A 26,301-nucleotide genomic window follows, 5' to 3' on the forward strand; every position below is an offset into this window, starting at 1 on the left:
TGACCGGACCTTGCGCGATGCAGGGAGCGACCGGCCGGGGAGGGGGTGTCCCTCCACCCGGCGGGCGCGTTTTTGCATCCGGCGCGCGGGATGGGAGGAATGCCGGAGACGGGTCTGCACGGGCGGGCCGCTTGCCGATCGGGGTATCGTTGTGACTGTCTATCTGCCCATCGCAGAGCTTTCGGTGAATATCTTCATCATCCTCGGCATGGGCGCGGCCGTCGGCTTCCTGTCCGGCATGTTCGGCGTGGGCGGCGGCTTCCTGATCACGCCGCTCCTCATCTTCTACAACATCCCGCCGGTCGTCGCCGTGGCGACGGGCGCGAACCAGGTCGTCGCCTCCTCGATGTCCGGCGCGCTGTCGCATTTCCGGCGCGGCACGCTCGACGTGAAGCTCGGCACGGTCCTGCTCCTGGGCGGCCTCCTGGGGGCGACCGCCGGCATCTGGCTGTTCTCGCTGCTGCGCCGGATCGGCCAGCTGGATCTCGTCATCTCGCTGCTCTACGTGGTGCTGCTCGGCACCGTCGGCACCCTGATGCTGCTCGAGAGCATCCGGGCGCTGAGGCGCGCGGCGAACAACCAGCCGGTGTCGCTGCGCCGGCCCGGGCAGCACAACTGGGTGCACCGCCTGCCGCTCAAGATGCGCTTCAAGAAGTCGAAGATCTATCTGAGCGTCATTCCCGTGGTCGGGCTCGGCTTCTGCATCGGCGTGCTCACCTCGGTCATGGGCGTCGGCGGCGGCTTCATCATGGTGCCGGCGATGATCTACCTCCTGCGCATCCCGACCAATGTCGTCGTCGGCACCTCGCTGTTCCAGATCATCTTCGTCACCGCCTACACGACGATCGTGCAGGCGACGGCCAATCATGCGGTCGACATCGTGCTCGCCTTCATCCTGATGGTGGCGGGCGTCATCGGCGCGCAATACGGCGTGCGCGTCGGCCAGAAGCTGCGCGGCGAGCAGTTGCGCGCGCTGCTGGCGCTGCTCGTGCTCGCCGTCGGCGTGCGCCTTGCCGTCGATCTCGTCGCCACGCCGAGCGACATCTATTCCGTGGTGAGCGAGGGGGTCTACCGATGAGGATCCTCGTCCCCCTGCTGCTGGCCGCAAGCCTGCTCCTTCCCGCCGCCGCCCGCGCGCAGGAGGACACGCGCCCCGACTACCCGGAGAAGCTGGAGATCGGCATCTCCACCGACGAGATCGCCATCTCGTCCGATTTCCGCGGCGCGGACCTGACGATCTTCGGCGCCATCGAGGGCTACGATCCGGCGCTGCTCGCACAGGGCAAGTACGACATCGTCGTCGCGCTCGAAGGGCCGAAGGACGACGCGACGGTGCGCAAGAAGGAGCGTGTCTTCGGCATCTGGGTGAACCGCCGCTCGATGACCTTCGAGCTGGTGCCGGAATCCTATTCGCTGTCGAGCACGCGCGACGTCGAGACCATCGCGCCGACGGCCGAGCTCAACGGCGTCGGCGTCGGCATCCAGCATATCCGCCTGACGCCGACCGGCTATTTCGGCGACGGCTCCAACCTCACGGAGTTCCGCGAGGCCTTCAAGCGGCTGAAGGAAAGCGGCGGCTACTACCAGCGCGATCCCGGCGGCGTGCAGTTCATCAGCGCGAGCCTGTTCAAGGCGACGGTGAAGCTGCCGGCGAGCGTGCCGAACGGCACCCATGTCGTGCGCGCCCACCTCTTCCGCGACGGCGTCTTCATCAGTGAGAAGGCGCTGCCGCTGCGCGTGTCCAAGACCGGCATCGAGCAGATGATCTCGAATGCCGCCTACAACAATGCCTTCCCCTACGGCGTCTTCTCCGTGCTGCTCGCCGTGCTGACGGGCTGGCTCGCGAGCCTCGTCTTCCGCAAGGAGTAGCCGGACGGCTTGACATTTCGGCCCGTCGCCGGTTGGGTGTTTCAATGAATCGCACGCGTCCCCATATGCCCGCCACGGGCTTTTTCCGGGTGTCTCCCATCGCAGGAGGCTAGCCCCCGGTCGCGACGTGACGTCGGGATGCGGGGGGACGCATTTTTTCCACACATGAGCAAACGCGCGATGCGGCCGCCCGACGGTGCGCCGCCGCGCCGGCCGCACGGGCCAGACCGGAAGGTATTCGGACATGACCAACACGATAACCGCACCGCGCCGCAGGGGCGCCGACACGAAACCCCGCATCGTCATCAGCGATGCCGACCACGGCCGGCTGATGCGCCTTGCCGATAGCCTCTACGACAACGCGCCGGAGCTTGCCGACGCGCTGATCGGCGAGTTGGAGCGCGCCACGGTCAAGCCCGCCGAGAAGGTGCCCGCGGACACGGTGCAGATGGGATCCGCCGTCGAATACGAGACGGGCGACGGCCAGAAGCGGCGCGTCATCCTCGTCTATCCGAACGACGCGGAGATCTCGGCCGGCAAGGTGTCGATCCTCACGCCGATCGGCACGGCGCTGATCGGCCTTTCGCCCGGCCAGTCGATCGACTGGACGGCGCGGGACGGACGCGAGCATCGCCTGACCGTGCTCTCGGTCGAGCAGGGCGCCGCCGAGAGCAATCCCGGCAAAAGCGCGTAGGGTTCGCGTCCGGAACTGCGGAAAGCCCTCCAGGACGCGTCAACCGGCGGCGAGAGCCGCCTCGTAGGCCGCACGCAGTTCCGAGAAGACCGAGCGCGCCGGCCGCGGCGCGCCGAGATGGATCGCCCGCAGTTCCTCCATGAAGGCTTCCCACATCTCTGGCCCGCCCCGTTCCAGGAGCTCCGCGCGGATCGACAGTTCGCGCGTGACCGGCAGGAAGCGCCGCCCCCAGGCACCCATCGCCGCGAAGACCGGCACGAGCGCGATCCCCATCTCGGTCAGGCTGTAGAGCGCCTTCTGCTTGTGGCTGGGATCGTCGTTCTTCGTGATCAGCCCTTCCTCCACCAGCCGCCGCAGCCGGTCGGCGAGGATGTTGGAGGCGATGCCTTCCTCGGATCTGGTCAAGAGCTCGCGGAAATGGCGGCGGTTGCCGAACATCATGTCGCGCAGCACGATCAGGCTCCAGCGGTCGCCGAGCACTTCGAGCGTGAGATTGATCGGGCAGCCGGACCGGTGGACGTCTTTCATCGCGAACTCCAAAACCGGTTGCGTTATAAAATCGGTCTTGCTATCCATCAACCGATTGCAATTCGCAACCGGTTATGGGAGGCGGCGATGGCATCGGTGATCGTCTGGAACCTCGTGAGCCTCGACGGCTTCTTCGAGGGCGAGGAGAAATGGGACCTCGGTTTCCACGAGAAGGCCTGGGGGCCGGAGCTCGAGGCGCTGAGCATCGAATTCGGCGGCAAGGCCGGCCTGCTCGTCTTCGGCCGCGTGACCTACGAGGGCATGAAGGCCTATTGGACGACGGCCGAGGATGAGACCACGGTGAAGGCCTACATGAACGCCCTGCCGAAGCTCGTCGCCTCGCGCACGCTCGCCACCTCCGACTGGAACAATACGGAGGTCACGGCCGATATCGAGGGCGAGCTCGCCCGGCGCAGGCAGGCGCTCGACAAGCCGATCTACGTCTTCGGCAGCGCGGAACTTGTCGACAGCCTCCTTGAGGCCGGGCTCGTCGACGAGATCATGCTCGCCGTCGTGCCGATCCGGCTCGGCCGCGGCACGCGCCTCTTCAAGGAGGGTTCGGGGGGCGATCTCCGCCTGCTCGAAAGCCGGCCGCTGTCGAACGGCACGGTCATCCTGCGCTATGCGCCCGAAGGCTAGCCGAGGAGATTGGCGAAGCGGACGGAATAGATCCGGTCGCGCCCCAGCATGTGGGCGACGAGGCTCTGGCGGTCGAACAGGCCGGCCATCGCCTTGTGGCGGAGATCCAGCCCGCCGCTCATCAGGCCGAAGGCCGGCATCAGCAGCCGGTTGCCGTCGGTCGCGAAACAGGCCCGGCGCACCGCCTTCTCGCGCCGCACGACGGTCGCCGCGGGATGCAGGTGCCCCGCGATCTCGCCTGCGGGAGAGAGGAGCGACGGCTCGTGGCGGAAGGCGAGGCCGGCATAGTGCAGCTCGTCCGCCGACTGGCCCGGCAGGTCCACGGTGCCGTCCGGATCGTGGTTGCCGTTGATCCAGATCCAGTCGCGCCCGCGCGCCATCGCCGCAATCCGCGCGCGGAAGACGTCCGGCAGGTGGGCGGAGCCGACGCGGTCGTGGAAATTGTCGCCGAGGCTGACGACGATCGCCGGGTCGTGCCGGGCGATCACCGCCTCCAGCACCTTCAGCGTCGCGAGCGTGTCGTAGGGCGGCAGCATCATGCCGCGCCGGGCAAAGGCGGCGCCCTTCTCCAGATGCAGGTCCGAGACGACGAGCAGGCGCGTCTCCGGCAGGAAGAGCGCGCCGAGCGGGTCGCACACGACCTCGACGCCGGCGACGACCGTGCGCGCCGAGACCGCGCCGAAATCCTGGATGTCCGCTGCCGCCAGCGCAAGCCTCTGCATATGAAATCCTAAGTCCGATCCGCGCCCATCGCCTCGGCGATCAGGTCATCCGCCGCTTCCGCGAGCAGGACGTCCTGCGCCTCGCCCGCCACCGGCTCCCTGCCGATCTCCAGCATGATCGGCACGGCGAGCGGCGAGATGCGGTCGAGCCGCCGATGGCTGATATGGCCTCTGATTCGCGCCAGCATATCGCCCAATCGCTGAATATCCAAAAGCCCCGCCGCCGCGTCGTTGCGCGTGGCCTCCAGGAGGATGTGGTCCGGCTCGTGGCTGCGCAGCACGTCGTAGATGAGGTCGGCGGAGACCGTGACCTGCCGCCCCGTCTTCTCCTTGCCGGGATGGCGCTGCTCGATGAGCCCGGCGATCACGGCGCAATTGCGGAAGGTGCGCTTCAGCATGAAGCTCTCGTCGAGCCAGGCCTCGAGGTCGTCGCCGAGCATGTCCTCGTCGAAGAGGTCGGCAAGCGACGGGCGCTCGACCGTGAAGGCGTGGCCGAGGTCGTCCAGCGCCCAGACGGCGAGCGAATAGTCCGTCGCCACGAAGCCGAGCGGCCGGCGTCCGGCCCGCTCGAGCCGGCGCGTGAGCAGCATGCCGAGCGTCTGGTGCGCGAGCCGCCCCTCGAAGGGATAGGCGACCATGTAGTGCCGGCTGCCGCGCGGAAAGGTCTCGATCAAAAGCTCGTCGCGCTTCGGCAGCGTCGAGACGTCGCGTTGCAGGGCCAGCCAGTCGCGCACCTGGTCCGGCAGCGCGCTCCAGCGGGCGGGATCGTCCAGCATGGCGCGTACGCCCTCGGCGAGATAGGTCGAGAGCGGGAACTTGCCGCCGGCATAGGCCGGCACCTTCGGGTCGAGCGAGAAGGCCTGGGAGACGAGGCATTCGTTCTCGCGGATGCCCTCGAAGCGCAGCACCTTGCCGGAGAAGAGGAACGTGTCGCCGGGCGACAGCATCTCCAGGAAATATTCCTCGACCTTGCCGAGCGACGCGCCGCCACGCCCGATGGCCCCCCTGGCGCCGCGCTTGACCATGCGCACGTTCAGCATCGGCATCTCGACGATGGTGCCGAGGTTGAGGCGGTACTGCTGGGCGACCTGCGGGTTGGAGACGCGCCACAGCCCCTCCGGCGTGCGGCGGATGCGGGCATAGCGCTCGTAGGTCTTCAGCGCATAGCCGCCGGTCGCGACGAATTCGACGATGCGGCGGAATTTTTCACGCGGCAGCCCGGTGTAGGGAGAGGCGGAGGTGATTTCGGCGAAGAGCGCGTCCTCGTCGAAGGGCGCGGCGCACGCCATGCCGAGCACGTGCTGGGCGAGCACGTCGAGCGCGCCCTCGCCGACCGGCGGCGTGTCCTGCGCGCCGACATAGTTGGCGTCGAGCGCGGCCTGGCACTCCATCACCTCGAAGCGGTTGGCGGGCACGAGGATCGCCCGGCTCGGCTCGTCCATGCGGTGGTTGGCGCGGCCGATCCGCTGGGCCAGCCGCGAGGCCCCCTTCGGCGCGCCGACATGGATGACGAGGTCGACGTCGCCCCAGTCGATGCCGAGATCGAGCGTCGAGGTGGCGACGACGGCGCGAAGCCTGCTCTCCGCCATCGCCGCCTCCACCCTGCGCCGCTGGGCGACGTCGAGCGAGCCGTGGTGCAAGGCGATCGGCAGCGTGTCCTCGTTGATGTTCCACAGTTCCTGGAACAGGATCTCCGCCTGGCTGCGGGTGTTGACGAAGAGCAGCGCCGTCCTGTGCGCCTTGATCGCCTCGTAGACCTCCGGCATGGCGTATTTCGCCGAATGGCCGGACCAGGGCACGCGCTCCTCGCTCTTCAGGATGGTGATGATCGGCTTCGCCCCGCCCGGCGCGGTGACGAGGCCGGCGTGGTTCTCCTCTCCCGGCCGCTGCTCGACCAGCCAGCGGCGCAGGTCCATCGGCTCGGCGACGGTGGCGGACAGGCCGATGGTGCGAAGATCCGGTGCGAGCCGCCGCAGCCGCGCAAGCCCGAGCGAGAGCAGGTGGCCGCGCTTCGAGGTGACGAGCGAATGCAGCTCGTCGAAGATCACGTATCTCAGGTCCTTGAAGAAGCGCTGAGCCTCGCCGTTGGCGATCAGGAGCGCCACCTGCTCTGGCGTCGTCAGCAGGATGTCGGGCGGGTTCAGCCGCTGGCGCTGGCGTTTCGCCTGCGGCGTGTCGCCGGTGCGCGTCTCGACGGTGATCGGGAGATCCATCTCCGAGACGGGCTTCATCAGGTTGCGCTCGATGTCGACGGCGAGTGCCTTCAGCGGCGAGACGTAGAGCGTATGGATGCCCGTGAAGGCCGAACCGGGCGGGATCCTGCCGCGGCCCGCCAGATCGGTCAGCGCCGGCAGGAAGCCCGCGAGCGTCTTGCCCGCGCCGGTGGGAGCGATCAGCAGCAGGCTCTCGCCGGCCGAGGCGCGGGCGAGCAGCTCCATCTGGTGCGCGCGGGGCTCCCAGCCCTTTTCGGCGAACCAGCCGGAAAAGGGTGCGGGGAGGAGCGCGGGGCCGGTTGCGGAATCGGTGCGTTTCACGCCCATAAGCTAGTGATCGCCGGGCGAATGGGAAGCGGCGGGCGGAAAAAATGCCTCACATGGCGATGTAGCGGTCGGAGCGGTGGTTGATCGTCAGGAACAGGTTCAGCACCACCGCGCCGGCGACCGAGCAGAGCACGATGAAGGGCGAGGCGACGGCGAAGGCGCCGACGAGCACCACGAGGTCGAAGGCGAGCTGCACGAGCCCCGCCCGCCAGCCGAACCGGTCCTGCAGGTAGACGGCGAGGATGCCGACGCCGCCGAGGCTCGCGCGGTGCCGGTAGAGCCCGAGCAGGCCGAAGCCGAGCAGGATGCCGGCGAGCACCGCCGTCCACAAGGGCCGGATCGCGTCGATGGCGATGAAATGCGGCAGCGCCTCGGTGATGAGCGAGGTGAGCCCGACGGCGATGAAGGTCTTGACCGTGAAGGCCCTGCCGAGCCGCCTGAGCGACAGGAGATAGAAGGGCAGGTTCACGACCGTGTAGAACAGGCCGAAGCTCACGCCGGTGAGATAATGCAGCACGAAGGCGATGCCCGCCGTGCCGCTCGCCACCAGCCCGGCGCTGCCCATCAGCGAGAGCCCGAGTGCGGCGATCATGCTGGAGGCGAAGATGCCCTGCGCGTCCTCCAGCGGCGTGTGCCGCGTCGCGGCGGTGTTCCAGAAGCCGAAACGCCGCTTTTCCTCGCCCATGACCGTTCTCCGCCGTGATCCGGGTTCCGTTATACCGCGCCGCGGCGGGCGAGGAAGAGCAGGCCGTGCACCGGCGCGCCGGCATCCATGCGGATTGTTTCGCGCGTGACCGCGACGATCGCGAACCCGGCTTCCGCGGCACGGCGGCGCATGAAGATCTCCGGATGCGCATAGCGCAGCGACGGACGCAGCACCGGCGCATCGCCCTCGCCGCCGTCCTCCACGGAGAAGGCGAAGAGGCCGCCGGGACGCGTGAGCCGCGCGACGCTCGGGAAGACCTCGGCGAGGTCGCCGAGATACATCAGCACGTCGGCGGCAGCGACGAGATCGGCGCGGCCTTCCGGCATGACCTCGTCGAAAAGGCCGCTTTCGGCGGCGGGGCGGGAGAGGTCGGCCCGGGCGAGATGGTCGTAGACGCCCTTTTCCGCCGCCCTGGCCAGCATGTTGGCGGAAAGGTCGAAGCCTTCGAGGCGGCCGGCACGGGGACGGATCGCGGCGCCGAAGAGGCCGGTGCCGCAGCCGAGGTCGGCCACGACGGGAAATCGTGCGTCGGGGCCGGAATGGTCGAGGATGAGGGCGGTGAGCTTTTCGGGGACGCTGTAGGCGAGGCGTTCCACCAGGGCGGTCTCGAAGCGGGCGGCATAGTCGTCGAAGAGCCGCTCCACGTAGCGGGCCGGCGGGGCGGCCGGGGTCTTGGCGGCGCCGAGCAGAGCGAGTTTCAGCCCGGCGCCGAAGACATCCGTGGGGTCGAGCCCCAGCACCGTCTCCAGTGCGGCGATGGCCGCCTCCTTGCGGCCCGATTTCTCGGCATATTCGGCGAGCCGGAACCAGCCGGCGGCCCAGTCCGGCGCCTGTTCGAGCGCCTGCTCCATCAGTTCGGCGGCCTCGGCGAAATCGCCCGCCTCCGCCAGAAGGCGGGCGTAGGTCGCGCGGCGATCCGCAACGAGGTCGCCCGAGGAAAAGAGATGTTTGGCCATGTATGAGGGTGCCGGAGCCGTGAAACGCGCGGATAATTTTTCAGGACGCGGTAAAATACAAGCGTTTTTTTGAAAAGGCTTCAGTTCTGCCTCCTTCGCTTGCCGCAAGACGGCACGCGCACTATCAGGAGGCAAGGCAAACCGTGGAGAATCAGCCCATGTCGGACGGAGTGAACCGCTTTCTCGGCGATACGCCGCTGCGCACCCTCGTCAAGCTCTTGATCCTGTCGGTCGCCGCCGGCTTCCTGATGTCGGTCTTCGGCCTCTATCCGGAGGACATCCTCTACGGCGTGCGCAATTTCCTGCTCGATCTCTGGCACACCGGCTTCGCCGCGCTCGGCCGGGTCGGTGACTACCTGATGCTCGGCGCGGTCATCGTGATACCGGTCTTCATCCTCATCCGCGTCCTGAGCTACCGGCGCTGAGCATGATCGACCGCAGGGCCTTCCTCCTCGGTTCCGCCGCGCTCGTCGCCGGCTGTTCCACCACCGACGTGCTGCCGACGTCCTCCGGCAGCGATTACACCGATGCGACGCTGCCGCTCGTCAACAGGCTGAGGGCGGAGCGCGGCCTGCCCGCGCTTGCCGCCGACCCGGCCGCCCGCCGTGCCGCGCTCGACCATGCCGGACGCATGGCCTCGGCCGGGAAGATGGCGCACAATATCGGCTTCGCCGCCGATTTCGGCAAGCGCATGAAGGGCATGGCCGTGGCACTGCCGGCGGCCGAGAACATCGCCGTCGGCCAGGACAGCGCCGCGGAGGCCTTCGACGCCTGGTACCGCTCGCCGAAGCACCTCGCCAACATGCTCGACCCGCGCTTCAGCGGCCTCGGGGTGGCGACCGTCTCCAGTCCGGCCTCCGGCGGCAGGCCCTACTGGGCGATGGTCCTTTCGGGAGGCTGACGGAGACGGGCCATGCACGCGGCAGAGGCGCATGAGAGCGGCGCAGGTCCCTTCGAGGTGACGCACCGGCTGGTGCTGTCCATCGCCGTGCCGATGACGCTCGGCTTCCTGACGACGCCGCTCCTCGGCCTGACCAGCACGGCGGTCGCCGGACGGCTCGGATCGGCGGAGGCGCTGGCGGGGCTCGCGGTCGGCGCCGTGCTGTTCGACCTCCTGCTCGGCACCTTCAACTTCCTGCGCGCCTCGACCACGGGTCTCGTGGCGCAGGCCTTCGGGCGCGGTGACCGGCGCGAGGAGCAGGCCGTCTTCTGGCGCGCGCTGACGCTCGCCCTCTGTTGCGGGCTGGCGATCACGCTTCTTTCGCCGCTCCTGCTGTCCGCCGGGCTTTTCCTGATGGCGCCGTCCGCCGGCGTGGCGGCCGTGACCTCGACCTATTTCGTGATCCGCGTGCTCGCCGCGCCGATGGCGCTCGCCAACTACGCGATGCTTGGCTTCGTGCTGGGGCGCGGGCAGGGCGTGACCGGCCTCGCGCTGCAGGCGATCATCAACGGCGTCAACATCGCGCTCTCCATCCTGCTCGGCCTCGTCTTCGGCTGGGGCGTGGCGGGCATCGGCTGGGCGACGGTGATCGGCGAGACGACGGGCATGCTGGCGGGGCTTGCGATCGTCGTCCTGCGCTTCGACCGGGCGCACCGGCCGGACCGGGCCGCGGTCTTCGCCCGCGACCGGCTCGCCGCGCTCTTCTCGCTCAACCGCGACATCATGATCCGGACCTTCGTGCTGATCGGCGCCTTCGCCCTGATGACGCGCATCGGCGCCTCGCTCGGGCCGCTGGTGCTCGCGGCGAACGCGGTGCTGATGAACATCTTCCTGGTCGCCGGCTACTATCTCGACGGGCTTGCGAACGCGGCCGAGCAGCTCGTCGGCCGCGCCTTCGGCGCGCGCTTCCGCCCGGCCTTCGACCGGGCGGTGCGGCTCACCATGCTCTGGTCCTTCGGCCTCGGAATCGCCACCACGCTGCTGTTCCTCCTGTTCGGCGCGGACGTGATCGCGCTTCTGACCACGACGGAGAGCGTGCGGGCGGCGGCGGGCGAATACCTGCCCTGGGCGGCGCTGACGGCGGTGACCGGCGCGCTCGCCTTCCAGATGGACGGCGTCTTCATCGGCGCCACCTGGTCGGCGGCCATGCGCAACCGCATGCTCATGGCCTTTGCCGGCTATCTCGTCGCCCTTGCCGTCTTCGTGCCGCTCTTCGCCAATCACGGCCTCTGGCTGTCGCTCAATCTCTTCCTCGCGCTGCGGGGCCTTTTCCTGGCGTCCTGCCTGCCGCGGCTGGCAGGACGGCAGTTCGCCGATCCCCGCTAGAATGCCGCGCGTCCGGACGGACGCGCGAAGGATGCCCTACACCTTCGAATCCAGGGCATCCTTCCCGCTTCCGGGCGGTTCCGCCTGGGCGCGGGATGCCCTCGGTGCGGCCTCTGCCTCCTCCGCGCGGATTGCCGCTCTCGCGCGCAGCCAATGGCTGTATTCCCGCCCTTCCGGCCGGCCCTCTTCCTCCCATATCGCGTGGGCGCGCTGGCGGATGCGTTCGTCTCGATCGTCCATCGTCTCGTCCCTTCCTGCCTTTGCGGCTATCGGGCGGGATCGGTGCTGGCTACCGCCGGCATGCCGGCTTCTGCCGCGCACTCCACCCGCCGCATGGAAAATCCGCGGCGGGTGGCTTTGGTTCCGGGGGTCAGAGCGGCCGGTCGGCCCAATGGGCGGTGCGGCTGCCGCGGATGTCGCCGATGGAGGCGAGGCCCTCGCGGTCGCAGAGGCGCGAAAGCCCGCCGACGATCTCGCCCGGCAGGCCCGGCCCGGCATAGACCATGCAGGAATAGAGCTGCACGAGATCGGCTCCGGCGCGGATCTTCTCCGCCGCCGTCTCCGCCGAGGAGATGCCGCCGACGCCGATGATCGGCAGGTCTCCGCCGACGCGCCGGCGCATCTTGGCGAGCACGCTGGTGGACTTCTCGAAGAGCGGCCGGCCGGAGAGCCCGCCCGCTTCCCCCGCCAGCCGCCGGTCGGTGAGCCCCTCGCGCGACAGCGTCGTGTTGGAGACGACGAGGCCGTCGAGCGGATGGGCAAGCGCCACGGCCGCGATGTCGTCCAGCCCCTCCTCGGTCAGGTCCGGTGCGATCTTCAGGAAGACCGGCACGTGCCTGCCCGTCCTTTCCGCCTGCTCCGCGCGGGCGGCAAGCACGGCGGCAAGCAGCGCGTCGAGGCTTTCGCGCGCCTGCAGGTCGCGCAGGCCCGGCGTGTTGGGCGAGGAGATGTTGGCGGTGAAGTAGCGCGCGACGTCGTAGAAGGTGCGGATACCCTCGACATAGTCGGCGACGCGGTCGGCGCTGTCCTTGTTGGCGCCGATATTGACGCCGATCAGCGCGTCGCGCCGGCAGGCCTTCAGCCGGGCGAGCGCTGCCGCATGGCCGGCATTGTTGAAGCCGAGCCGGTTGATGACGGCCCCGTCCTCGAGGAGCCGGAAGATGCGCGGCTTCGGGTTGCCTTCCTGCGGGCGCGGGGTGACGGTGCCGACCTCGGCGAAGCCGAAGCCGAGCCGGATCAGCGGCTCCGGCACCTCGGCGTTCTTGTCGTAGCCGGCGGCCATGCCGAGCGGGTTGGGGAAGGTGAGGCCGGCGACGGTCCGGGCGAGCCGCGGATCGGGCCGGGCCGGGCAGGCGGGCACGAGCCCCGTCTTGAGGGCGGCGATCGACAGGCCGTGCGCCGTCTCGGGATCGAAGAGGAAGAGGCCCTTGCGGCCGAGGTCGGAGAGGAGGGACATCAGGCGGTCAGCTCCGGGAACTGGTGGAGCCCGTCGGGGCCGAGCGGCAGCGGCTTCTGCCACAGCACGGCGGAAAGCGGCAGGGCCGCATAGAGATGCGGGAACAGGTCGCCGCCGCGCGAGGGCTCGTAGACGAGCTTCTCGCCGAGCGCATCGCCGTCGACGGCGACGAGCAGCAGCCCCTCCTGGCCGGCGAAGTGCCGTGCCGCCGTCTCGCTCACCTGCCCGGCGGTCGAGAAGTGGATGAAGCCGTCGGCATGGTCCACCGGCGCGCCGTCGAAAACGCCGGCGGCCTGCGCTTGTCGCCACAGACTTGCCGGAACGATCTTGTAGATTATCCTTGCCATGGCGTCCGCTTGCCGCAACGGGGGACGAATGTCCACCGGCTTTTGTCCGGAACCTGATTATTGGAGGACTTTGCATGCGAATCCATACCCTGCCGCTGATGCTCGCCTTCGCCGCCCTCGCCGGTTCCGCCGCGGCCGAGGGCGAGGGGCGCTACCGGATGGAAAAGACGGAAAGCGGCCTCGTCCGTCTCGATACGGTGACGGGCGAGATCTCGCTCTGCCGGGAGCAGGACGGCCAGATCGCCTGCCGCATGGCGGCCGACGAGCGGGCGGCCTTCGAGCGCGAGCTGGAACTCCTGACCATGCGCGTCGAAGCCCTGGAAAAGGCCGCGGCGGCCGCCCCGGCGGACGCAAAACCGCGCTTTCCGACCGACGAAGAGATTGACCGGACCATGAGCGTCATGGAAAGAATGATGCAAAGGTTCATGGGCATCGTGAAAAATCTCGACGGCGGTGAGGAGGAGACCACGCCCGGAACGGATGCGATGCCGCAGAAAACCTGAGGGAGGGGCGCCTGCGTCAGGCCTGGCCGCGGGCCGTTCCCGCCCTCTCGGGACATGCGGGAGGAAACGACATGCCATCGACCATCATCATCGCGGACGACCATCCGCTGTTCCGCGGCGCGCTGCGCCAGGCGGTGCTCGGCATGGAGGGAGAGCCCGACGTGGTGGAGGCCGGCGATTTCGAGGCGGCGCGGGCGGCGGCGGGCGCTCATCCCAATGCCGACCTGATGCTGCTCGACCTCGCCATGCCCGGCGTCAGCGGCCTTTCCGGCCTGATCGCGCTGCGGGCGGAGTTCCAGAGCCTGCCTGTCGTCATCGTCTCGGCGAGCGACGATCCGTCGACCATCCGCCGGGCGCTCGATCTCGGCGCCTCGGGCTTCATCTCCAAGTCGGCCTCGATCGAGGACATCCGCGAGGGCATCCGCTCGGTGCTCGACGGCAACATCTACACGCCCGGCGGCTATGTGCGTGCACCCGAGCAGGACAGCGAGGTGGCCGATCTCATCGCCCGCCTGCGCACGCTCACCCCGCAGCAGTCGCGCGTGCTCGCCATGCTCGCCGAGGGCCTGCTCAACAAGCAGATCGCCTACGAGCTCGGCGTCTCCGAGGCGACCATCAAGGCCCATGTCTCGGCGATCCTTTTGAAGCTCAACGTCGACAGCCGCACCCAGGCCGTCATCCAGCTCGGCAAGATCGGCGGCGCCCAGGCGGCGGCGTAAGGCGTTCCCGGTTGGGGATATCGCAAGCCCCCTCATCCGCCTGCCGGCACCTTCTCCCCGAGGGGAGAAGGGATGTGCGGCGACGCCTCCTCTCCTTCTCCCCGCCGGGGAGAAGGTGCCCGAAGGGCGGATGAGGGGGACGGCATCCGCTCTTTATCGCTCTATTCCGCCGCCTCGCGCTCCAGCGTCGAAAGCTGCGTCAGCCAGGCCCGCATGGAGGCCGGGCGCACCGGCTTGTTCTGCAAGAGGACGTCGTCCCGTTCCGCGACGGCCCTGACCTCCGGCGTGCGGTCGGCGGTGACGAGGAGCGCCGGCACCTTGCGCCCGAGCGCTTCCCGCAGCCGCGCGATGGCGTCGATCCCCGTCCCGTCGTCGAGGTGATAGTCGGCGATGATCGCATCCGCGGCAAAGCCCTCCGTCGCGGCGAGCGTTTCGGCGGCTGCGACGGACTCAGCGAGCGTCACCGCGCAGCCCCAGCCGGACAGCAGCAGCCGCATCCCGTCGAGGATCTTCGGCTCGTTGTCGATGCAGACGACGCGGAGCCCCCGCAGCGGCTCGTCGCTCGCGGGCTTCGTCGCCGGCTTGTCGGCGACGTGGCGGCTTGCCGCCGCGTCGATCGGCACGCGCACCTTGAAGCTGGTGCCGCGCCCCGGCACCGATTGCAGCTCGACCGGATGGGAGAGCACGCGCGAGATGCGGTCGACGATGGAAAGGCCGAGCCCGAGGCCGGGCGCGGTGCGCATGCCCTCGTCCAGCCGGGCGAATTCCTTGAACACCGTGCGGAACTTCGAGGCCGGGATGCCGATGCCGGAATCGAGCACCTGGATCACGGCCTGCCCGCCCTGCCGGCGCACGCCCACCAGCACCTTGCCGGAATTGGTGTACTTGATGGCGTTGGAGACGAGGTTCTGCACGACCCGGCGCAGGAGGTTGGGGTCGGTGCGGATGGCGAGCGAGCTCGGCAGCACGGTGAACTTGAGGTTCTTCGCCCGCGCCATCGGCGTGAAATCGGTCTCGATGCGCTTCAGAAGGTCCTTGAGCGCCACGGTTTGCACGCGCGGCTTCATCGCCCCGGTGTCGAGGCGGGATATGTCGAGCACGGCGCCGAGGATCGCCTCCACCGATTCCAGCGAGGAATCGATGTTGTGGATCAGCAGGCGATTCTCGGTGTCGCCGAGCCGCTCGACCAGCGAGGAGGAATAGAGCCGCGCGGCGTTGAGCGGCTGCAGGATGTCGTGGCCGGCGGCGGCGAAGAAGCGGGTCTTGGAGATGTTCGCCTCTTCCGCGGCCGCCCGCGCCTCCGCAAGCGCGGTGTTGACGCGTGTGAGCTCGGCGGTGCGCTCGGCGACGCGCATCTCCAGCGTCTCGTTCGCCCGCTTCAGCGCCCGGTCGGCCTCCACCCGCTCGGTGATGTCCGTGTAGGTGGAGACGAAGCCCTTCTCCGGCATGGCGTTGGTGCGCACCTCGACGATGCGCCGGCCGCCGGAGAGCACCAGCGAGAAGGGCTGGTCGAAGGTCATCGTCCGCTCGACCGTGACCTTGCGGTCCTCCTCGGCGATGTCGCCGCGCTCGACCAGGATGTCGACGATGTCGGACAGCGGGAAGCCGACCTGGCCGACATGCTCCGGCAGGTCGAGGAGCTGGCGGAAGCGGCGGTTCCAGATCGTCAGGTTGCCGGCCGCGTCGAAGACGGCGATGCCCTGGTCCATCTGCCCGAGCGCCGTCTGGAGAAGGTCCTGGTTGTATTGCAGCGCCTCGCTCGCCTGATCGAGCAGCCAGTCCATGTCGGCGGGCGTGTCGTCGATGCGCTGGAGCACCAGCGACAGCACGAGGCGGGCGGAGGAGGAGCCGATGGCGCTGCCGAGGAGCTGCTCGGAGAAGTGGACGAGCGCCGCGTCGGCCGGCGCATGGTCCTCCAGCCAGCGCCCGGCCTGCCGCTCGTAGGTGTGGAAGGAGCGCTGCATGCGCTCCTCGCCGAGATACTTGGCGATGGTCGATTTCAGGTCGCGCACCGTCACCTTGGTGCGGCGCCCGCGGAAGGCGCGCTCGAGGCGGCGCTTGGAGCGGATGAAGGTTCCCGCCTGGAGCCGCTCCAGCGAGGTCGGGTTGCGCGTCAGCGAGCCGATGACATAGGCGCCGACATTGACCATGGCGGCGAGCAGCGTCGCGTTGACGAGCGGATCGGCATCCGCGCCGGTGAAGATCGTGACGCCGGGAAAGATGAAGCCGAGGATCGTCCGGGTGATGTGGTCGTTGTCGGCGACGCCGAGGCTCGGCAGCAGCAGGAGGTAGGCCCAGACGACGAAGCCGGAGATCATGCCGGCCATGGCGCCGCGGGCGTTGGCATTGCGCCAGAACAGGCCGCCGAACAGCGCCGGAGCCACCTGCGCCACGGCGGCGAAGGCGAGCAGGCCCATGGAGGCGAGGCCGGAATTGCCGGTCGCGGCGCGATAGTAGGCGTAGCCGAGCAGCAGCACGAAGAAGATCGCCAGCCGCCGGATGCGGAGCAGCATGCGCGACAGGTCCTCCTGCTGCTCCGCGCCGCCGATCAGGCTGCGGCGCAGCACGACGGGGATGACGATGTCGTTCGACACCATGATGGAAAGCGCCACCGAGGCGACGATGACCATGGCGGTGGCGGCGGAAAAGCCGCCGAGGAAGGCGATGATGGTGAGCAGCGGCTGGTCGCCGGCAAGGGGCAGGGCGAGGACGTAGAGGTCGGCATTGCCCTCGCCGTTGAAGGTCAGCATGCCGCCGATGGCGACGGGCAGCACGAAGAGGTTGATCGCCACCAGGTAGAGCGGGAAGAGGATGCCGGCCATGCGCAGCTCCCCCTCCGTGCGGTTCTCGACCACGGTGACGTGGAACTGCCGCGGCAGCATGACGATGGCGAAGGCCGAGAGCACGATGAGCAGGACCCAGCGGGCGACCGGCGTCTCGTGGCCGAGGGCCGCCATCACCCGCTCGCTTTCCGCCGCGCGCCGCCAGAGATCGCCGGTCCCGTCGAACAGGAAGAAGACGACGTAGATGCCGACCGAGGCGAAGGCCACCAGCTTGACGAGCGATTCCATCGAGATCGCCAGGATCAGGCCGTCCTGGTGCTCGGTCGCGTCGGTGTGGCGCGTGCCGAAGACGATGGCGAAGCAGGCGAGGAAGAGGGTGACGACCATCGGCAGGTCGATCAGCCCGCCGGAGGCGGCGATGCCGAAGCCGGTCGTATCCACCATCGCCGCGACGGAATTCGACACGGCCTTGAGCTGGAGCGCGATATAGGGAATGGCGCCGATCAGCGAGATGAGGGCGACGAGGGCCGCGACGCCGGGGTTCTTGCCGTAGCGGGCGGCGATGAAGTCGGCGATCGAGGTCAGCCGTTCGGATTTCGCCAGCGTCACGATGCGCCGCATGAGCGGCATGCCGAGCGTGAACATCAGGATCGGCCCGATATAGATGCCGGCGAACTCGAGGCCGTTGGTGGTGGCGAGCCCCACGCCGCCGAAATAGGTCCAGGAGGTGCAGTAGATCGCAAGGCTCAGCGCATAGACGACCGGCCGTCCCTTCGTCGCGGCCGGGCCGCTTCGCGCCATGCGGTCGCCGTAGCTCGCCACCGCGAAGAGCAGGAGCAGATAGCCGAGCGCAAGCGCGAATATCAACGAGCCCGGCAATGCTTCCTCCCGCAGGCGTCAGGCGTTCCGGACCACCATAGGCCAAAGCGGCGGGGAAGCAAATTGCGCCGAAGGTCGGGCTTGAGCCGGGCGGCGCGCAAGTTTGCCGGGTGCGCATATTCGCTGTTTCCCGAAGCGGGAAACTTGATTAGGGTCAAGCGGTCTGGCAGCAACAGGGAGCCTCTCATGCTCAACGAATTCAAGGAATTCATCGCCCGCGGCAACGTCATGGACCTCGCCGTGGGCGTCATCATCGGTGCGGCCTTCAACAAGATCGTCGATTCGGTCGTCAACGATCTCGTCATGCCCATCATCGGCGCCCTGACGGGTGGCGGCTTCGACTTCTCCAACTACTTCATCGCGCTGTCGAGCAACGTCACGGCCTCCTCGCTTGCCGCCGCGCGCGAACAGGGCGCGGTCTTCGCCTACGGCAATTTCATCACCGTCCTCATCAACTTCCTGATCCTCGCCTGGATCATCTTCCTGATGGTGAAGGGCGTGAACCGCGTGCGCGCCTCCGTCGAGCGCGAGAAGGCCGCCGGCGTGCCGGAAGCCGCCCCGCCGGCGGAGGACGTCCAGCTCCTCACCGAGATCCGCGACCTGCTGAAGACGCGCCCCGCCGTCTGAGCGGCCGCAGGCTCTGCCCTTCATCCGCCTGCCGGCACCTTCTCCCTGCAGGTGGGGAGAAGGCAGTCGCGGCGAATCGGGGGAAACCAGCGCGGCACGCCCCTCCTCCCCGCTCGCGGGGAGAGGTCGCGGCAGAGGGATGAGGGGCTTGCGAAACACCGCAGGCCGCCTCCGTCTCAGGTCGTCGCGCCGGCCGTCCTCGTCTGGTGGATCTCGATCAGGCTCGGGCCGTCGCGCGCGGCCGCCCTTTCGAGGGCTGCCGGCAGATCGGCGACGTCGGCGAGCCGTTCTGCCGGCAGGCCGTAGGCTGCGGCGACGGCGATGAAGTCCGGCGCCGACGGCTTGACGCCCACCGGCACGATGCCGGCGTCGATCATGAAGTTCTCGATCTCCTGGAAGCCGTCGTTGTTCCAGACGAGGAAGACGACGCGGGCAGCGGCGTCCGCCGCCGTGCCGATCTCCGGCAGGGTGAACTGGAAGCCGCCGTCGCCGACGAGGCAGACGACGGTCGCGTCCGGCTCTGCCAGGGCCGCGCCGATCGCCGCCGGCGGCGCATAGCCGAGCGTGCCGTAGCCGGTCGCCGCGTTGAACCAGCTTCGCGGCCGGGGCGCCTCGCAATAGTAGTTGGCGGCGTAGACGGCCTGCGTCGAATCGCCGACGACGATGGCCTTGGGCAGCGTGCGGTAGATCGCCTCGACCACGCCGATCTCGACATGCATCTTCGGCGTCAGCTCGCTCCATGCGCCCTTGCGCGCGGTCTCGGCGCGACGTGCGCCGTCCGTCGGCCGCACGTCGTCGCCGAGGAAGCCGACGATGCCGGCGGCCGCCGTCTTGGCGCTGGAGAGGATGGCGAGGCCGGCATGCGGCCGGCGCGAGAGCTGTGCGGCGTCGATGTCGATGCGGATCAGCGATTTCAGCCGCGGCAGGCCGCCGTCGACGTTGATGTCGTAGTCCGTCGGCCCCATCTCGGTGCCGAAGGCGACGACGAGGTCGGCGTCGGACAGCAGCCGCCGCACGGCCTTGAGGCTGGGGCTCGCGGGCACGGACAGCGGATGGCCGGCGAGGAGGCCGCGCGCGTTGATCGTTGTGACGACCGGCGCGCCGATGCGCTCGGCGAGCGCGCGGATCTCGTCCTCCGCCGTCACCGCGCCGCCGCCGGCGAGGATGACCGGGCGGCTCGCATGGGCGCAGAGGATCGCCGCGCGCTGCAGCGTCTCGGCGTCGGCCCGCGGCCGCGTCGCGGCGGCGGGGCGGAAGGGCCCGGCCTCGATCTGGGCCGCCATCACATCGGTCGGGATCTCGATATGCACCGGGCCGGGCCGGCCGGAGAGGAGAACGGCGAAGGCGCGGTCGACGACGGCCGGCAGGTCGGCGGGGTTGAGCAGCGTGTGCGAGTAGAGCGCCAGCGTCTTGATCATGCCCTGCTGGTCCGGCAGCTCGTGCAGCATGCCGCGGCCGTGGCCGAGCGAATCGCGCCGGTTGACGCCGGAGATCACCAGCATCGGGATCGAATCCTGCCGCGCCTGCGCCATGGCGGTGATCGTGTTGGTGAGCCCCGGCCCGGTGATGACCAGCGCCACGCCCGGCTTGCCGGAGACGCGGGCATAGCCGTCCGCCATGAAGCCGGCGCCCTGCTCGTGGCGCGGCGTGACGTGGCGGATCTTCGAGGCGGAAAGCCCCCGGTAGAGCTCCACCGTATGCACGCCCGGGATGCCGAACACCACTTCGACGCCGTTGGCTTCGAGCAGGTCGATCAGGACTTCTCCGACGGTCTTCGTGCTCATGCGCGGCGCTCCTTCGGCAGGGTGGATCGGGCGGCGAGCGCGGCGATGCGCCGGCAGGCCTCGTCGATGGCGTCGTCGGGCACCGTCAGGCTGAGGCGGATGAAGCTTGCCGCCTCCTCGCCGAAGGACGAGCCCGGCATGACGGCGACGGCCTCCTCCTGCAGAAGCGCCCAGGCGAAGTCCTCGCCGCTCATGCCGGTGCCGGAGACGTCGACGACGATGAACATGCCGGCCTCCGGCGACAAAGGCACGAGGCCCGGCGCGCGTGAAAGCGCCTCGGCGAAGCGCGCGGCGCGGCGCCTGTAGGCCTCGCGCATCGCCGCCGCCGTCGGGATGGCGTTGTCGAGCGCATAGGCCGTCATGTCGGCGATGAAGGGCTGGCCGCCGAACAGCATGGTCTCGGAGACGGAAAGCAGCCGCGTGCAGAATTCCGCCGGCCCGACCGCCCAGCCGCTGCGGAAGCCGGGTGCGGCATGCGACTTGGAGATCGAGGAGACGACGATCGTGCGTTCGGCGAGGTCGGGATCGTCGAAGGGCGAGGCGAAGGCGACGTCGAAGACGAGCTGCTCGTAGACCTCGTCGCAGACGATCCAGAGGTCGTGCCGGCGGCAGACCGCGCCGATCGCGGCGATCTCCTCGGCCGTCAGCACCGCCCCGGTCGGGTTGTGCGGCGTGTTGAGGAGCAGCACCCGGCAGTCCGGCGTGATCGCCGCTTCGAGGTCGGCCGCCTGCATGTGGAAGCCGTGTTCCGGACGCAGCGGCACGGCGACGCGCTCTGCGCCGGTCGCGCGGATCACGCCCTCGTAGGTGGCGTAGAGCGGGTCGCCGACGAGCACGGCGTCGCCCGCCTCGACGAGCCCGAGCATGACGGCGAAGAGCGCCGTCTGCGTGCCGGGAAAGCACAGCACGTTCTCTTGCGCCACGTCGGCCCGGCGCTTGCGGTACTTGCGCACGAGGGCGTCGACCACGGCGGGCTCGCCGCGCCCGTTGGAATAGCGGTGCCGGCCGGCCCGCATGGCGCGCTCGGCCTCGTCGAGGAGGCGGGTGTCCGGGGCGACATCGGGCTCGCCGATGGTGAGCTCTATGACGGGCGCCCCCTCGTCCTTCATGCGCCGCGCGGCGGCATGGATCGCCCATTTCTCCGAGCCGAGGCTCGCGAGCCGGTCTGTGATGGATGCGTAGCGCATGGCCGTCCTCCGCGTGATGTCCGTTCGTTCTTGTTTCACCGGCGGGTGAACCGGATGCCGAGAAGCGCCTCGATCGAGGCGAGCGCGATCCCGACGATTTCGCTCTCGCCGAACAACTCGCCGGCAAGGCAGCTTTCGAGCCACAGCCCGTCGAGCAGGCCGTTGATGGCGATGGCGAGCTGCCGGCAGCGTTCGGGCGAGGCGTCCGCGCCGCGCGCGGCGAGGAAGTCGGCCAGAAGCGCCTCCAGCGTATCGCGGAAGTTGAGATAGCCCTCGCGGTGGATCGCCGCCAGCGCCGGGTCGACGCTGACGCGGCTGATGAAGGAGGCCCAGAGCGAGAGGCTGCGGCTGTTGGCGACCGGCTCCGTCAGGTTGATGACGATGAAGTCGTAGAGTCGCGTCTCCGGATCGCCCGTCACCCGCTCGGCCTTTTCCGTCAGCCGGGCGATGACCACCCGGTAGGCCTCCTGCAGGATATGCTCCTTCGACTGGAAATAGTGCCGGATGAGGCCCGCCGTCACGCCGGCTTTGAGGGCGATCTGCCGCACCGTCGCGCCCTCCAGGCCGTATTCGGCGATGCAGTCCAGCGTCGCCTCGATGAGATCGTGGCGGCGCTCGCCCTCGGGGGCGCGATGGAAGGTCCGGCGGGTCATCTTCCCTCCGTGGTTCAGGCGGCGCGGCGCAGCACCGGCCGCGTCAGGCAGGTCGGCCCGCCCTCGCAGGCGATGCAGAGCGCATCCGCCTCGAACGTCTCGACCGTGCAGCCGGCAGCCTCCATCGCCGCCTTCGTCGCCGGGAAGCCCTCGACCATGATCACCTCGTAAGGCCGGGTCGGCAGCACGTTGAGCGACAGGCCGTTGCTGGCGTGGAACTCGTCGGCCGGCGCCTCGATCAGCCGGATGCCGCGCGCCTTGAGCAGCTGGTAGAAGGCGGCCGGCAGCAGCGGCGCGAAGACCAGCGCGAGGTCGTCGGCAAGCGGGCTCATCACGCTCATCAGGTGCAGGCAGGCCTCCTCGCCCTGCCAGAGCGGCAGGTCGTAGGCGATCACCGAAACGCCGTGGGGCCCGAGGATCGCGGCAAGCTGGTCGATGCCCGCCTGGTTGGTGCGCACGCCGCGGCCGACGACGAGCGTCTTCGCATCGAGCCAGATGCAGTCGCCGCCCTCCACCGTGCCGGGTGCCTCGACGCGGCCGAGGATCGGGATCTGCCGCTCGGCATAGGCCTTCTCGTGCAGCGCCGGCTCGCCGGTGCGCAGCGGCTTGCCCATGCGCAGCAGGATCGCCCCGTGCTCGCTCATCAGCGACGGGTCGTGCGTGAACATGGCGTCGGCAAGGCCGTCGCCCTCGTCCTCCAGCCAGAGGATTTCCGCGCCGGACTTCTCCACGAGATCGGCGAAGGCGGCATACTGGCCGACCGCGCGCGCGCCGTCGAAGGTCGGGCCGTAGTGCCATTTCGCGGGGTCGGCGGCCCTGAGGCTCTCGCCCGGCCGGCGCATCAGCACGCGCAGAAGGGGGGCCGACATTTCCTGCGAACCGTATGCGGTCATTCGATGCTCCTCGTGGATGGAAGGGTCTGCGGCGGGCGTGCCGGAAAATCGCCGACGCGGCTATTATACGCTTGAACAATTTCTCCACAAGTGCCACGATGCGACGACTGGGAAGGACACGACGGGCCGAAGATGCCCGCGTGAACGATAAGAACAGGGGAAGTTTGGCATGTCCCATGCAGCGATTTTCCGTGCGCTCAAGGTATGTCGGCGATGACGGAACGCGCCGAGGCCATCGCCGTCAGGGACCTCCACAAGCGCTTCGGGCCGCTCGAGGTCCTGAAAGGCGTGTCGCTGACGGCGCAGGAGGGGGATGTGATCGCCATCATCGGCGGCTCCGGCTCCGGCAAGTCCACGTTCCTGCGCTGCATCAACATGCTGGAGCTGCCCTCGGCCGGCTCCGTGACGATCCACGGCGAGACCATCGCCATGAAGGCGGACGGCCACGGCGGGCAGGTGCCGGCCGACCGCAGGCAGGTGCAGCGCCTGCGCTCCCGCCTCGGCATGGTGTTCCAGAGCTTCAACCTCTGGCAGCACATGACCATCCTCGAAAACGTCATCGAGGCGCCCGTCCACGTGCTCGGCGTCAGGAAGGACGAGGCGGTCGAGCGGGCGGAGACGCTGCTGCGCCGCGTCGGCCTCTACGAGAAGCGCGACGCCTATCCCGCCTTCCTCTCCGGCGGCCAGCAGCAGCGCGCCGCGATCGCCCGGGCGCTCGCGATCCAGCCGCATGTCATGCTGTTCGACGAGCCGACCTCGGCGCTCGACCCGGAGCTGGTCGGCGAGGTTCTCACCGTCATCGGCGACCTCGCCCGCGAGCGGCGCACCATGATCCTCGTCACCCACGAGATGAAGTTCGCCCGCAACGTGGCGAGCCATGTCGTCTTCCTGGCGGGCGGCGTGATCGAGGAGCAGGGTCCGCCGGAAGACATCTTCGAAAGGCCGAAATCGGAGCGGTTGAGGAAATTCATCAGCTCCATCCACTGAAGCAACAAGAACAGACAGAGGGAAGATCATGAAGACTGCCTTGAAGACATTCGCCCTTGCCGCGGCGCTCGGGCTTGCCGCCGTTTCCGGCGCGGCCGCCCAGCAGGTCCGCGTCGGCTTCGCCGCCGAGCCCTATCCGCCCTTCACCTCGCCGGACGCCTCGGGCAACTGGGAGGGCTGGGAGGTCGACTTCATGAAGGCCATCTGCGCCGAGGCGAAGCTCGACTGCGTCGTCACCCCGGTCGCCTGGGACGGCATCATCCCGGCGCTCACCTCCAACAAGATCGACATGATCGTCGGCTCCATGTCGATCACCGCCGAGCGTCTCCAGACCATCGACTTCTCCGACAAGTACTACAACACGCCGACCGCCGTGATCGGTCCGAAGGGCGTCGACTTCGAGGCGACGCCGGAGGGGCTCGCCGGCAAGACCATCGGCGTGCAGGTCGCCACCGTCCACCAGGTCTATGCCAACAAGTATTTCGGCGAGGCCGGCGCGACGGTGAAGGAATACCAGACGCAGGACGAGGCCAACAACGACCTCGCCGCCGGCCGCATCGACGCGGTGCAGGCCGACTCGATCGCCCTCAACGATTTCCTCAAGACCGAGCAGGGCGCGGCCTGCTGCGAGATGAAGGGCAACGTCAAGGATGACGTCGACATCCTCGGCGCCGGCGTCGGCGTCGGCCTGCGCAAGGGCGACACCGAGCTCAAGGACAAGGTCAACGCCGCGATCAAGGCGATCCGCGCGAACGGCACCTACGACGAGTTCTCGAAGAAGTACTTCGACTTCGACATCTACGGCGGCTGATCGCCGGTGCGCGTTGCGGCTTCCCCCTCATCCGACCCTTCGGGCCACCTTCTCCCCGAGGGGGAGAAGGGAAGTTCGGCGAGGCCGCAAATCTCCTTCTCCCCATCGGGGAGAAGGTGCCGGCAGGCGGATGAGGGGGTTTGCCGGACTGACATGGCCGGGGGTTCGAACCGCCGGCCGCTCCCCTGAAACGGACGAAACCCCATGGCCGACGCCGGATCGCTGATCAACTGGAGCCTGCTCGCGCTGTCGCCGCCCGGCTGGGGCGGCGTGCTGCTCGCCGGCCTCTGGCAGTCCGTCCAGATCGCCGTCGGCGGTTACGCGCTCGGGCTGGCGCTCGGCACCGGCGGCGCGATGGGCAAGCTCTACGGCGGCCCGGTCGCCAGGGACCTGCTGGAAGTCTACACGACGCTGGTGCGCGCCGTGCCGGAGCTCGTGCTGATCCTCATCCTCTACTACGCGGGCACCGACCTCCTGAACCAGCTCTCCGCCGCCCTCGGCTACGGCACCGTCGACGTCAGCGGTCTTGCCGCCGGCATCTTCGTCATCGGCGTCGTGCAGGGGGCCTATTCGACCGAGGTGCTGCGCGGCGCGATCAAGGCGGTGCCTGCCGGCCAGATCGAGGCGGCGCGCGCCTACGGCATGTCGCCCGGCCAGATCATGCGCCGCATCACGATTCCGGCCATGCTGCCGCATGCCATCCCCGGCCTCTCCAACCTCTGGCTGATCGCCACCAAGGACACCGCGCTGCTCGCCGTCGTCGGCTTCAGCGAGCTGACGCTGGTGACGCGCCAGGCGGCGGGCAGCACCAAGGCCTATCTCCTGTTCTTCTGTGCGGCGGGCGTGCTCTACCTCCTCCTGACCCTCGTCTCGAACGTGCTGATCGGCCTGATCGAGCGCCGCTACCGGCGCGGCATGGCGGAGCCCGCCTGATGAGCGACCAGACCGTCTCCGCGCTCGCGCTCACCGAACTGCCGTCGAAGAGAAGCTTCTTCAAGCCGCACCGCATCGTGCTGATCGTCCTTGCGGCCCTGATCGTCTTTTCCGTCGTCTGGTTCATGCGCTGGGACTGGGTGCCGAAATATTCGGGGCGGCTCGCCTACGGCATCGGCGTTACGCTGCTGATGCTCGCGAGCACGTCGATCCTCGGCTTCCTCCTCGCCGTGCCGATCGGCCTCGTGCAGGTGACGGGGCCGTGGCCGCTGAAGATGCTGGCGCGCGGCTTCTGCACCATCATCCGCGGCACGCCGCTGCTGCTCCAGCTCTGGCTGCTCTACTACGGGCTCGGCTCGCTCTTCCCGCAGTTCCCGGAGATCCGCAATTCCTTCCTCTGGCCCTACCTGCGCGAGGCCTGGCCCTATGGCGTGGCGGCGCTGACGATCTCGTTTGCCGCCTACGAGGGCGAGGTGATGCGCGGCGCCTTCGCCGGCGTGCCGAAGGGCGAGCTGGAGGCGGCGCGCGCCTACGGCATGAGCCCGTTCACCGCCTTCCGCCGCATCTGGCTGCCGCGCGCGGTGCATCGCGCGCTGCCGACGCTGACGGGCGAGACGGTGCTGCAGCTCAAGGCGACGCCGCTCGTCGCCACCATCACCGTGATCGACGTCTATTCCGTCATCTCCAAGGTGCGGCAGGAGACCTTCATCACCTACGAGCCGCTGCTCCTGCTCGCGCTCATCTATCTCTGCCTCACCGCCATCCTGGTGGTGGGCTTCCGCTGGTTCGAGAACCACATACCGACACGTGGTGCCTGAC

Annotated in this window: 27 protein-coding genes; 14 read left to right on the forward strand and 13 right to left on the reverse strand. The window is 68.9% G+C overall.

The window, feature by feature from the left end; translation table 11 throughout:
• Positions 1-151 precede the first annotated feature (151 nt).
• The 3 genes from NNZ72_RS10020 to rnk all read left to right on the forward strand — a co-directional run bounded on the left by NNZ72_RS10020 (position 152) and on the right by rnk (position 2,563).
• On the forward strand, positions 152-1,078 hold the full coding sequence (locus NNZ72_RS10020; protein WP_257315161.1) for a sulfite exporter TauE/SafE family protein: 927 nt from the start codon (positions 152-154) through the stop codon (positions 1,076-1,078).
• Positions 1,075-1,869: a TIGR02186 family protein gene (locus NNZ72_RS10025; RefSeq protein WP_257315162.1), complete on the forward strand. Its 795-nt coding sequence runs from the start codon at positions 1,075-1,077 to the stop codon at positions 1,867-1,869. Before NNZ72_RS10020 ends, NNZ72_RS10025 begins: the two co-directional genes overlap by 4 nt.
• 244 nt (positions 1,870-2,113) lie before the next feature.
• A complete protein-coding gene (gene rnk / locus NNZ72_RS10030; RefSeq protein WP_257315163.1) occupies positions 2,114-2,563 on the forward strand; it encodes a nucleoside diphosphate kinase regulator in 450 nt (149 codons plus the stop codon).
• Between the two features lie 39 nt (positions 2,564-2,602).
• On the opposite strand, the gene NNZ72_RS10035 is transcribed toward rnk, so the two are convergent.
• Positions 2,603-3,091 carry a winged helix-turn-helix transcriptional regulator gene (locus tag NNZ72_RS10035; protein ID WP_257315164.1) on the reverse strand — a complete coding sequence of 163 codons (489 nt, stop codon included), beginning with the start codon at positions 3,089-3,091 and terminating at the stop codon, positions 2,603-2,605.
• 87 nt (positions 3,092-3,178) lie between these two features.
• On the opposite strand from NNZ72_RS10035, the gene NNZ72_RS10040 reads away from it, so the two are divergent.
• Positions 3,179-3,730, forward strand: a complete 552-nt coding sequence (locus NNZ72_RS10040) for a dihydrofolate reductase family protein (RefSeq protein ID WP_257315165.1) — start codon at positions 3,179-3,181, stop codon at positions 3,728-3,730.
• On the opposite strand, the gene pdeM is transcribed toward NNZ72_RS10040, so the two are convergent.
• The 4 genes from pdeM to NNZ72_RS10060 are packed head-to-tail and all read right to left on the reverse strand — an operon-like array spanning position 3,727 to position 8,654.
• On the reverse strand, positions 3,727-4,452 hold the full coding sequence (gene pdeM, locus NNZ72_RS10045; RefSeq protein WP_257315166.1) for a ligase-associated DNA damage response endonuclease PdeM: 726 nt from the start codon (positions 4,450-4,452) through the stop codon (positions 3,727-3,729). The two genes, NNZ72_RS10040 and pdeM, sit on opposite strands and share 4 nt — an antisense overlap.
• An 8-nt stretch (positions 4,453-4,460) precedes the next feature.
• Complete coding sequence (locus NNZ72_RS10050) at positions 4,461-6,992, reverse strand: ligase-associated DNA damage response DEXH box helicase (protein ID WP_306766249.1); 2,532 nt, start codon at positions 6,990-6,992, stop codon at positions 4,461-4,463.
• A gap of 49 nt (positions 6,993-7,041) precedes the next feature.
• Positions 7,042-7,677 carry a DUF6198 family protein gene (locus tag NNZ72_RS10055; protein ID WP_257315168.1) on the reverse strand — a complete coding sequence of 212 codons (636 nt, stop codon included), beginning with the start codon at positions 7,675-7,677 and terminating at the stop codon, positions 7,042-7,044.
• 29 nt (positions 7,678-7,706) lie between these two features.
• Positions 7,707-8,654, reverse strand: coding sequence for a class I SAM-dependent DNA methyltransferase (locus NNZ72_RS10060; RefSeq protein WP_257315169.1), 948 nt, complete (start codon positions 8,652-8,654; stop codon positions 7,707-7,709).
• A gap of 158 nt (positions 8,655-8,812) precedes the next feature.
• On the opposite strand from NNZ72_RS10060, the gene NNZ72_RS10065 reads away from it, so the two are divergent.
• From NNZ72_RS10065 to NNZ72_RS10075, 3 genes are read left to right on the forward strand one after another with little or no spacing between them, the layout of a single operon-like run.
• Positions 8,813-9,079 carry a DUF6460 domain-containing protein gene (locus NNZ72_RS10065; RefSeq protein ID WP_257315170.1) on the forward strand — a complete coding sequence of 89 codons (267 nt, stop codon included), beginning with the start codon at positions 8,813-8,815 and terminating at the stop codon, positions 9,077-9,079.
• A 2-nt stretch (positions 9,080-9,081) separates the two neighbouring features.
• Complete coding sequence (locus tag NNZ72_RS10070; protein ID WP_257315171.1) at positions 9,082-9,555, forward strand: CAP domain-containing protein; 474 nt, start codon at positions 9,082-9,084, stop codon at positions 9,553-9,555.
• A 12-nt stretch (positions 9,556-9,567) separates the two neighbouring features.
• On the forward strand, positions 9,568-10,920 hold the full coding sequence (locus NNZ72_RS10075) for an MATE family efflux transporter (RefSeq protein WP_257315172.1): 1,353 nt from the start codon (positions 9,568-9,570) through the stop codon (positions 10,918-10,920).
• A 36-nt stretch (positions 10,921-10,956) separates the two neighbouring features.
• Here the strand turns inward: NNZ72_RS10075 and NNZ72_RS10080 are convergent, their stop codons facing one another.
• The 3 genes from NNZ72_RS10080 to NNZ72_RS10090 all read right to left on the reverse strand — a co-directional run bounded on the left by NNZ72_RS10080 (position 10,957) and on the right by NNZ72_RS10090 (position 12,723).
• Positions 10,957-11,160 carry a DUF2934 domain-containing protein gene (locus NNZ72_RS10080; RefSeq protein ID WP_257315173.1) on the reverse strand — a complete coding sequence of 68 codons (204 nt, stop codon included), beginning with the start codon at positions 11,158-11,160 and terminating at the stop codon, positions 10,957-10,959.
• Between the two features lie 130 nt (positions 11,161-11,290).
• A complete protein-coding gene (locus NNZ72_RS10085) occupies positions 11,291-12,376 on the reverse strand; it encodes a quinone-dependent dihydroorotate dehydrogenase (RefSeq protein ID WP_257315174.1) in 1,086 nt (361 codons plus the stop codon).
• Positions 12,376-12,723 carry a DUF952 domain-containing protein gene (locus NNZ72_RS10090; protein ID WP_257315175.1) on the reverse strand — a complete coding sequence of 116 codons (348 nt, stop codon included), beginning with the start codon at positions 12,721-12,723 and terminating at the stop codon, positions 12,376-12,378. The genes NNZ72_RS10085 and NNZ72_RS10090 overlap by 1 nt, the downstream gene beginning before the upstream one ends.
• Positions 12,724-12,821: 98 nt before the next feature.
• Here NNZ72_RS10090 and NNZ72_RS10095 point away from each other — a divergent pair, with 98 nt between their 5' ends.
• Both NNZ72_RS10095 and NNZ72_RS10100 read left to right on the forward strand, forming a co-directional pair.
• Positions 12,822-13,226, forward strand: a complete 405-nt coding sequence (locus NNZ72_RS10095) for a hypothetical protein (RefSeq protein ID WP_257315176.1) — start codon at positions 12,822-12,824, stop codon at positions 13,224-13,226.
• Positions 13,227-13,297: 71 nt separating this feature from the next.
• Positions 13,298-13,945, forward strand: coding sequence for a response regulator (locus NNZ72_RS10100; protein ID WP_257315177.1), 648 nt, complete (start codon positions 13,298-13,300; stop codon positions 13,943-13,945).
• A gap of 161 nt (positions 13,946-14,106) precedes the next feature.
• Here NNZ72_RS10100 and NNZ72_RS10105 read toward each other — a convergent pair whose 3' ends face one another.
• Positions 14,107-17,622, reverse strand: coding sequence for a PAS domain-containing hybrid sensor histidine kinase/response regulator (locus NNZ72_RS10105; RefSeq protein WP_371747746.1), 3,516 nt, complete (start codon positions 17,620-17,622; stop codon positions 14,107-14,109).
• A gap of 171 nt (positions 17,623-17,793) precedes the next feature.
• Between NNZ72_RS10105 and mscL the strand changes: the two genes are divergently transcribed.
• Positions 17,794-18,234 (forward strand): large conductance mechanosensitive channel protein MscL, encoded by a 441-nt coding sequence (gene mscL, locus NNZ72_RS10110; RefSeq protein WP_257315179.1) that lies wholly within the window; start codon positions 17,794-17,796, stop codon positions 18,232-18,234.
• Between the two features lie 176 nt (positions 18,235-18,410).
• On the opposite strand, the gene NNZ72_RS10115 is transcribed toward mscL, so the two are convergent.
• The 4 genes from NNZ72_RS10115 to NNZ72_RS10130 are packed head-to-tail and all read right to left on the reverse strand — an operon-like array spanning position 18,411 to position 22,751.
• Positions 18,411-20,018 (reverse strand): 5-guanidino-2-oxopentanoate decarboxylase, encoded by a 1,608-nt coding sequence (locus NNZ72_RS10115; RefSeq protein ID WP_257315180.1) that lies wholly within the window; start codon positions 20,016-20,018, stop codon positions 18,411-18,413.
• Positions 20,015-21,205 (reverse strand): pyridoxal phosphate-dependent aminotransferase, encoded by a 1,191-nt coding sequence (locus tag NNZ72_RS10120; protein ID WP_257315181.1) that lies wholly within the window; start codon positions 21,203-21,205, stop codon positions 20,015-20,017. Before NNZ72_RS10120 ends, NNZ72_RS10115 begins: the two co-directional genes overlap by 4 nt.
• A gap of 35 nt (positions 21,206-21,240) precedes the next feature.
• Entirely contained in the window at positions 21,241-21,858 is a 618-nt protein-coding gene (locus NNZ72_RS10125; RefSeq protein ID WP_257315182.1) for a TetR family transcriptional regulator C-terminal domain-containing protein, read from the reverse strand.
• A 14-nt stretch (positions 21,859-21,872) separates the two neighbouring features.
• Positions 21,873-22,751: a dimethylarginine dimethylaminohydrolase family protein gene (locus NNZ72_RS10130; protein WP_257315183.1), complete on the reverse strand. Its 879-nt coding sequence runs from the start codon at positions 22,749-22,751 to the stop codon at positions 21,873-21,875.
• Between the two features lie 213 nt (positions 22,752-22,964).
• On the opposite strand from NNZ72_RS10130, the gene NNZ72_RS10135 reads away from it, so the two are divergent.
• From NNZ72_RS10135 to NNZ72_RS10150, 4 genes are all read left to right on the forward strand, one after another.
• Positions 22,965-23,738 (forward strand): ABC transporter ATP-binding protein, encoded by a 774-nt coding sequence (locus NNZ72_RS10135; protein WP_257315184.1) that lies wholly within the window; start codon positions 22,965-22,967, stop codon positions 23,736-23,738.
• 28 nt (positions 23,739-23,766) lie between these two features.
• Positions 23,767-24,549, forward strand: a complete 783-nt coding sequence (locus tag NNZ72_RS10140; protein ID WP_257315185.1) for a transporter substrate-binding domain-containing protein — start codon at positions 23,767-23,769, stop codon at positions 24,547-24,549.
• A 204-nt stretch (positions 24,550-24,753) separates the two neighbouring features.
• On the forward strand, positions 24,754-25,482 hold the full coding sequence (locus NNZ72_RS10145; protein WP_257315186.1) for an ABC transporter permease: 729 nt from the start codon (positions 24,754-24,756) through the stop codon (positions 25,480-25,482).
• On the forward strand, positions 25,482-26,300 hold the full coding sequence (locus NNZ72_RS10150; protein WP_257315187.1) for an ABC transporter permease: 819 nt from the start codon (positions 25,482-25,484) through the stop codon (positions 26,298-26,300). The genes NNZ72_RS10145 and NNZ72_RS10150 overlap by 1 nt, the downstream gene beginning before the upstream one ends.
• Position 26,301: the final 1 nt, after the last annotated feature.

This window comes from Shinella pollutisoli (assembly GCF_024609765.1).
Lineage (GTDB): Bacteria > Pseudomonadota > Alphaproteobacteria > Rhizobiales > Rhizobiaceae > Shinella > Shinella pollutisoli.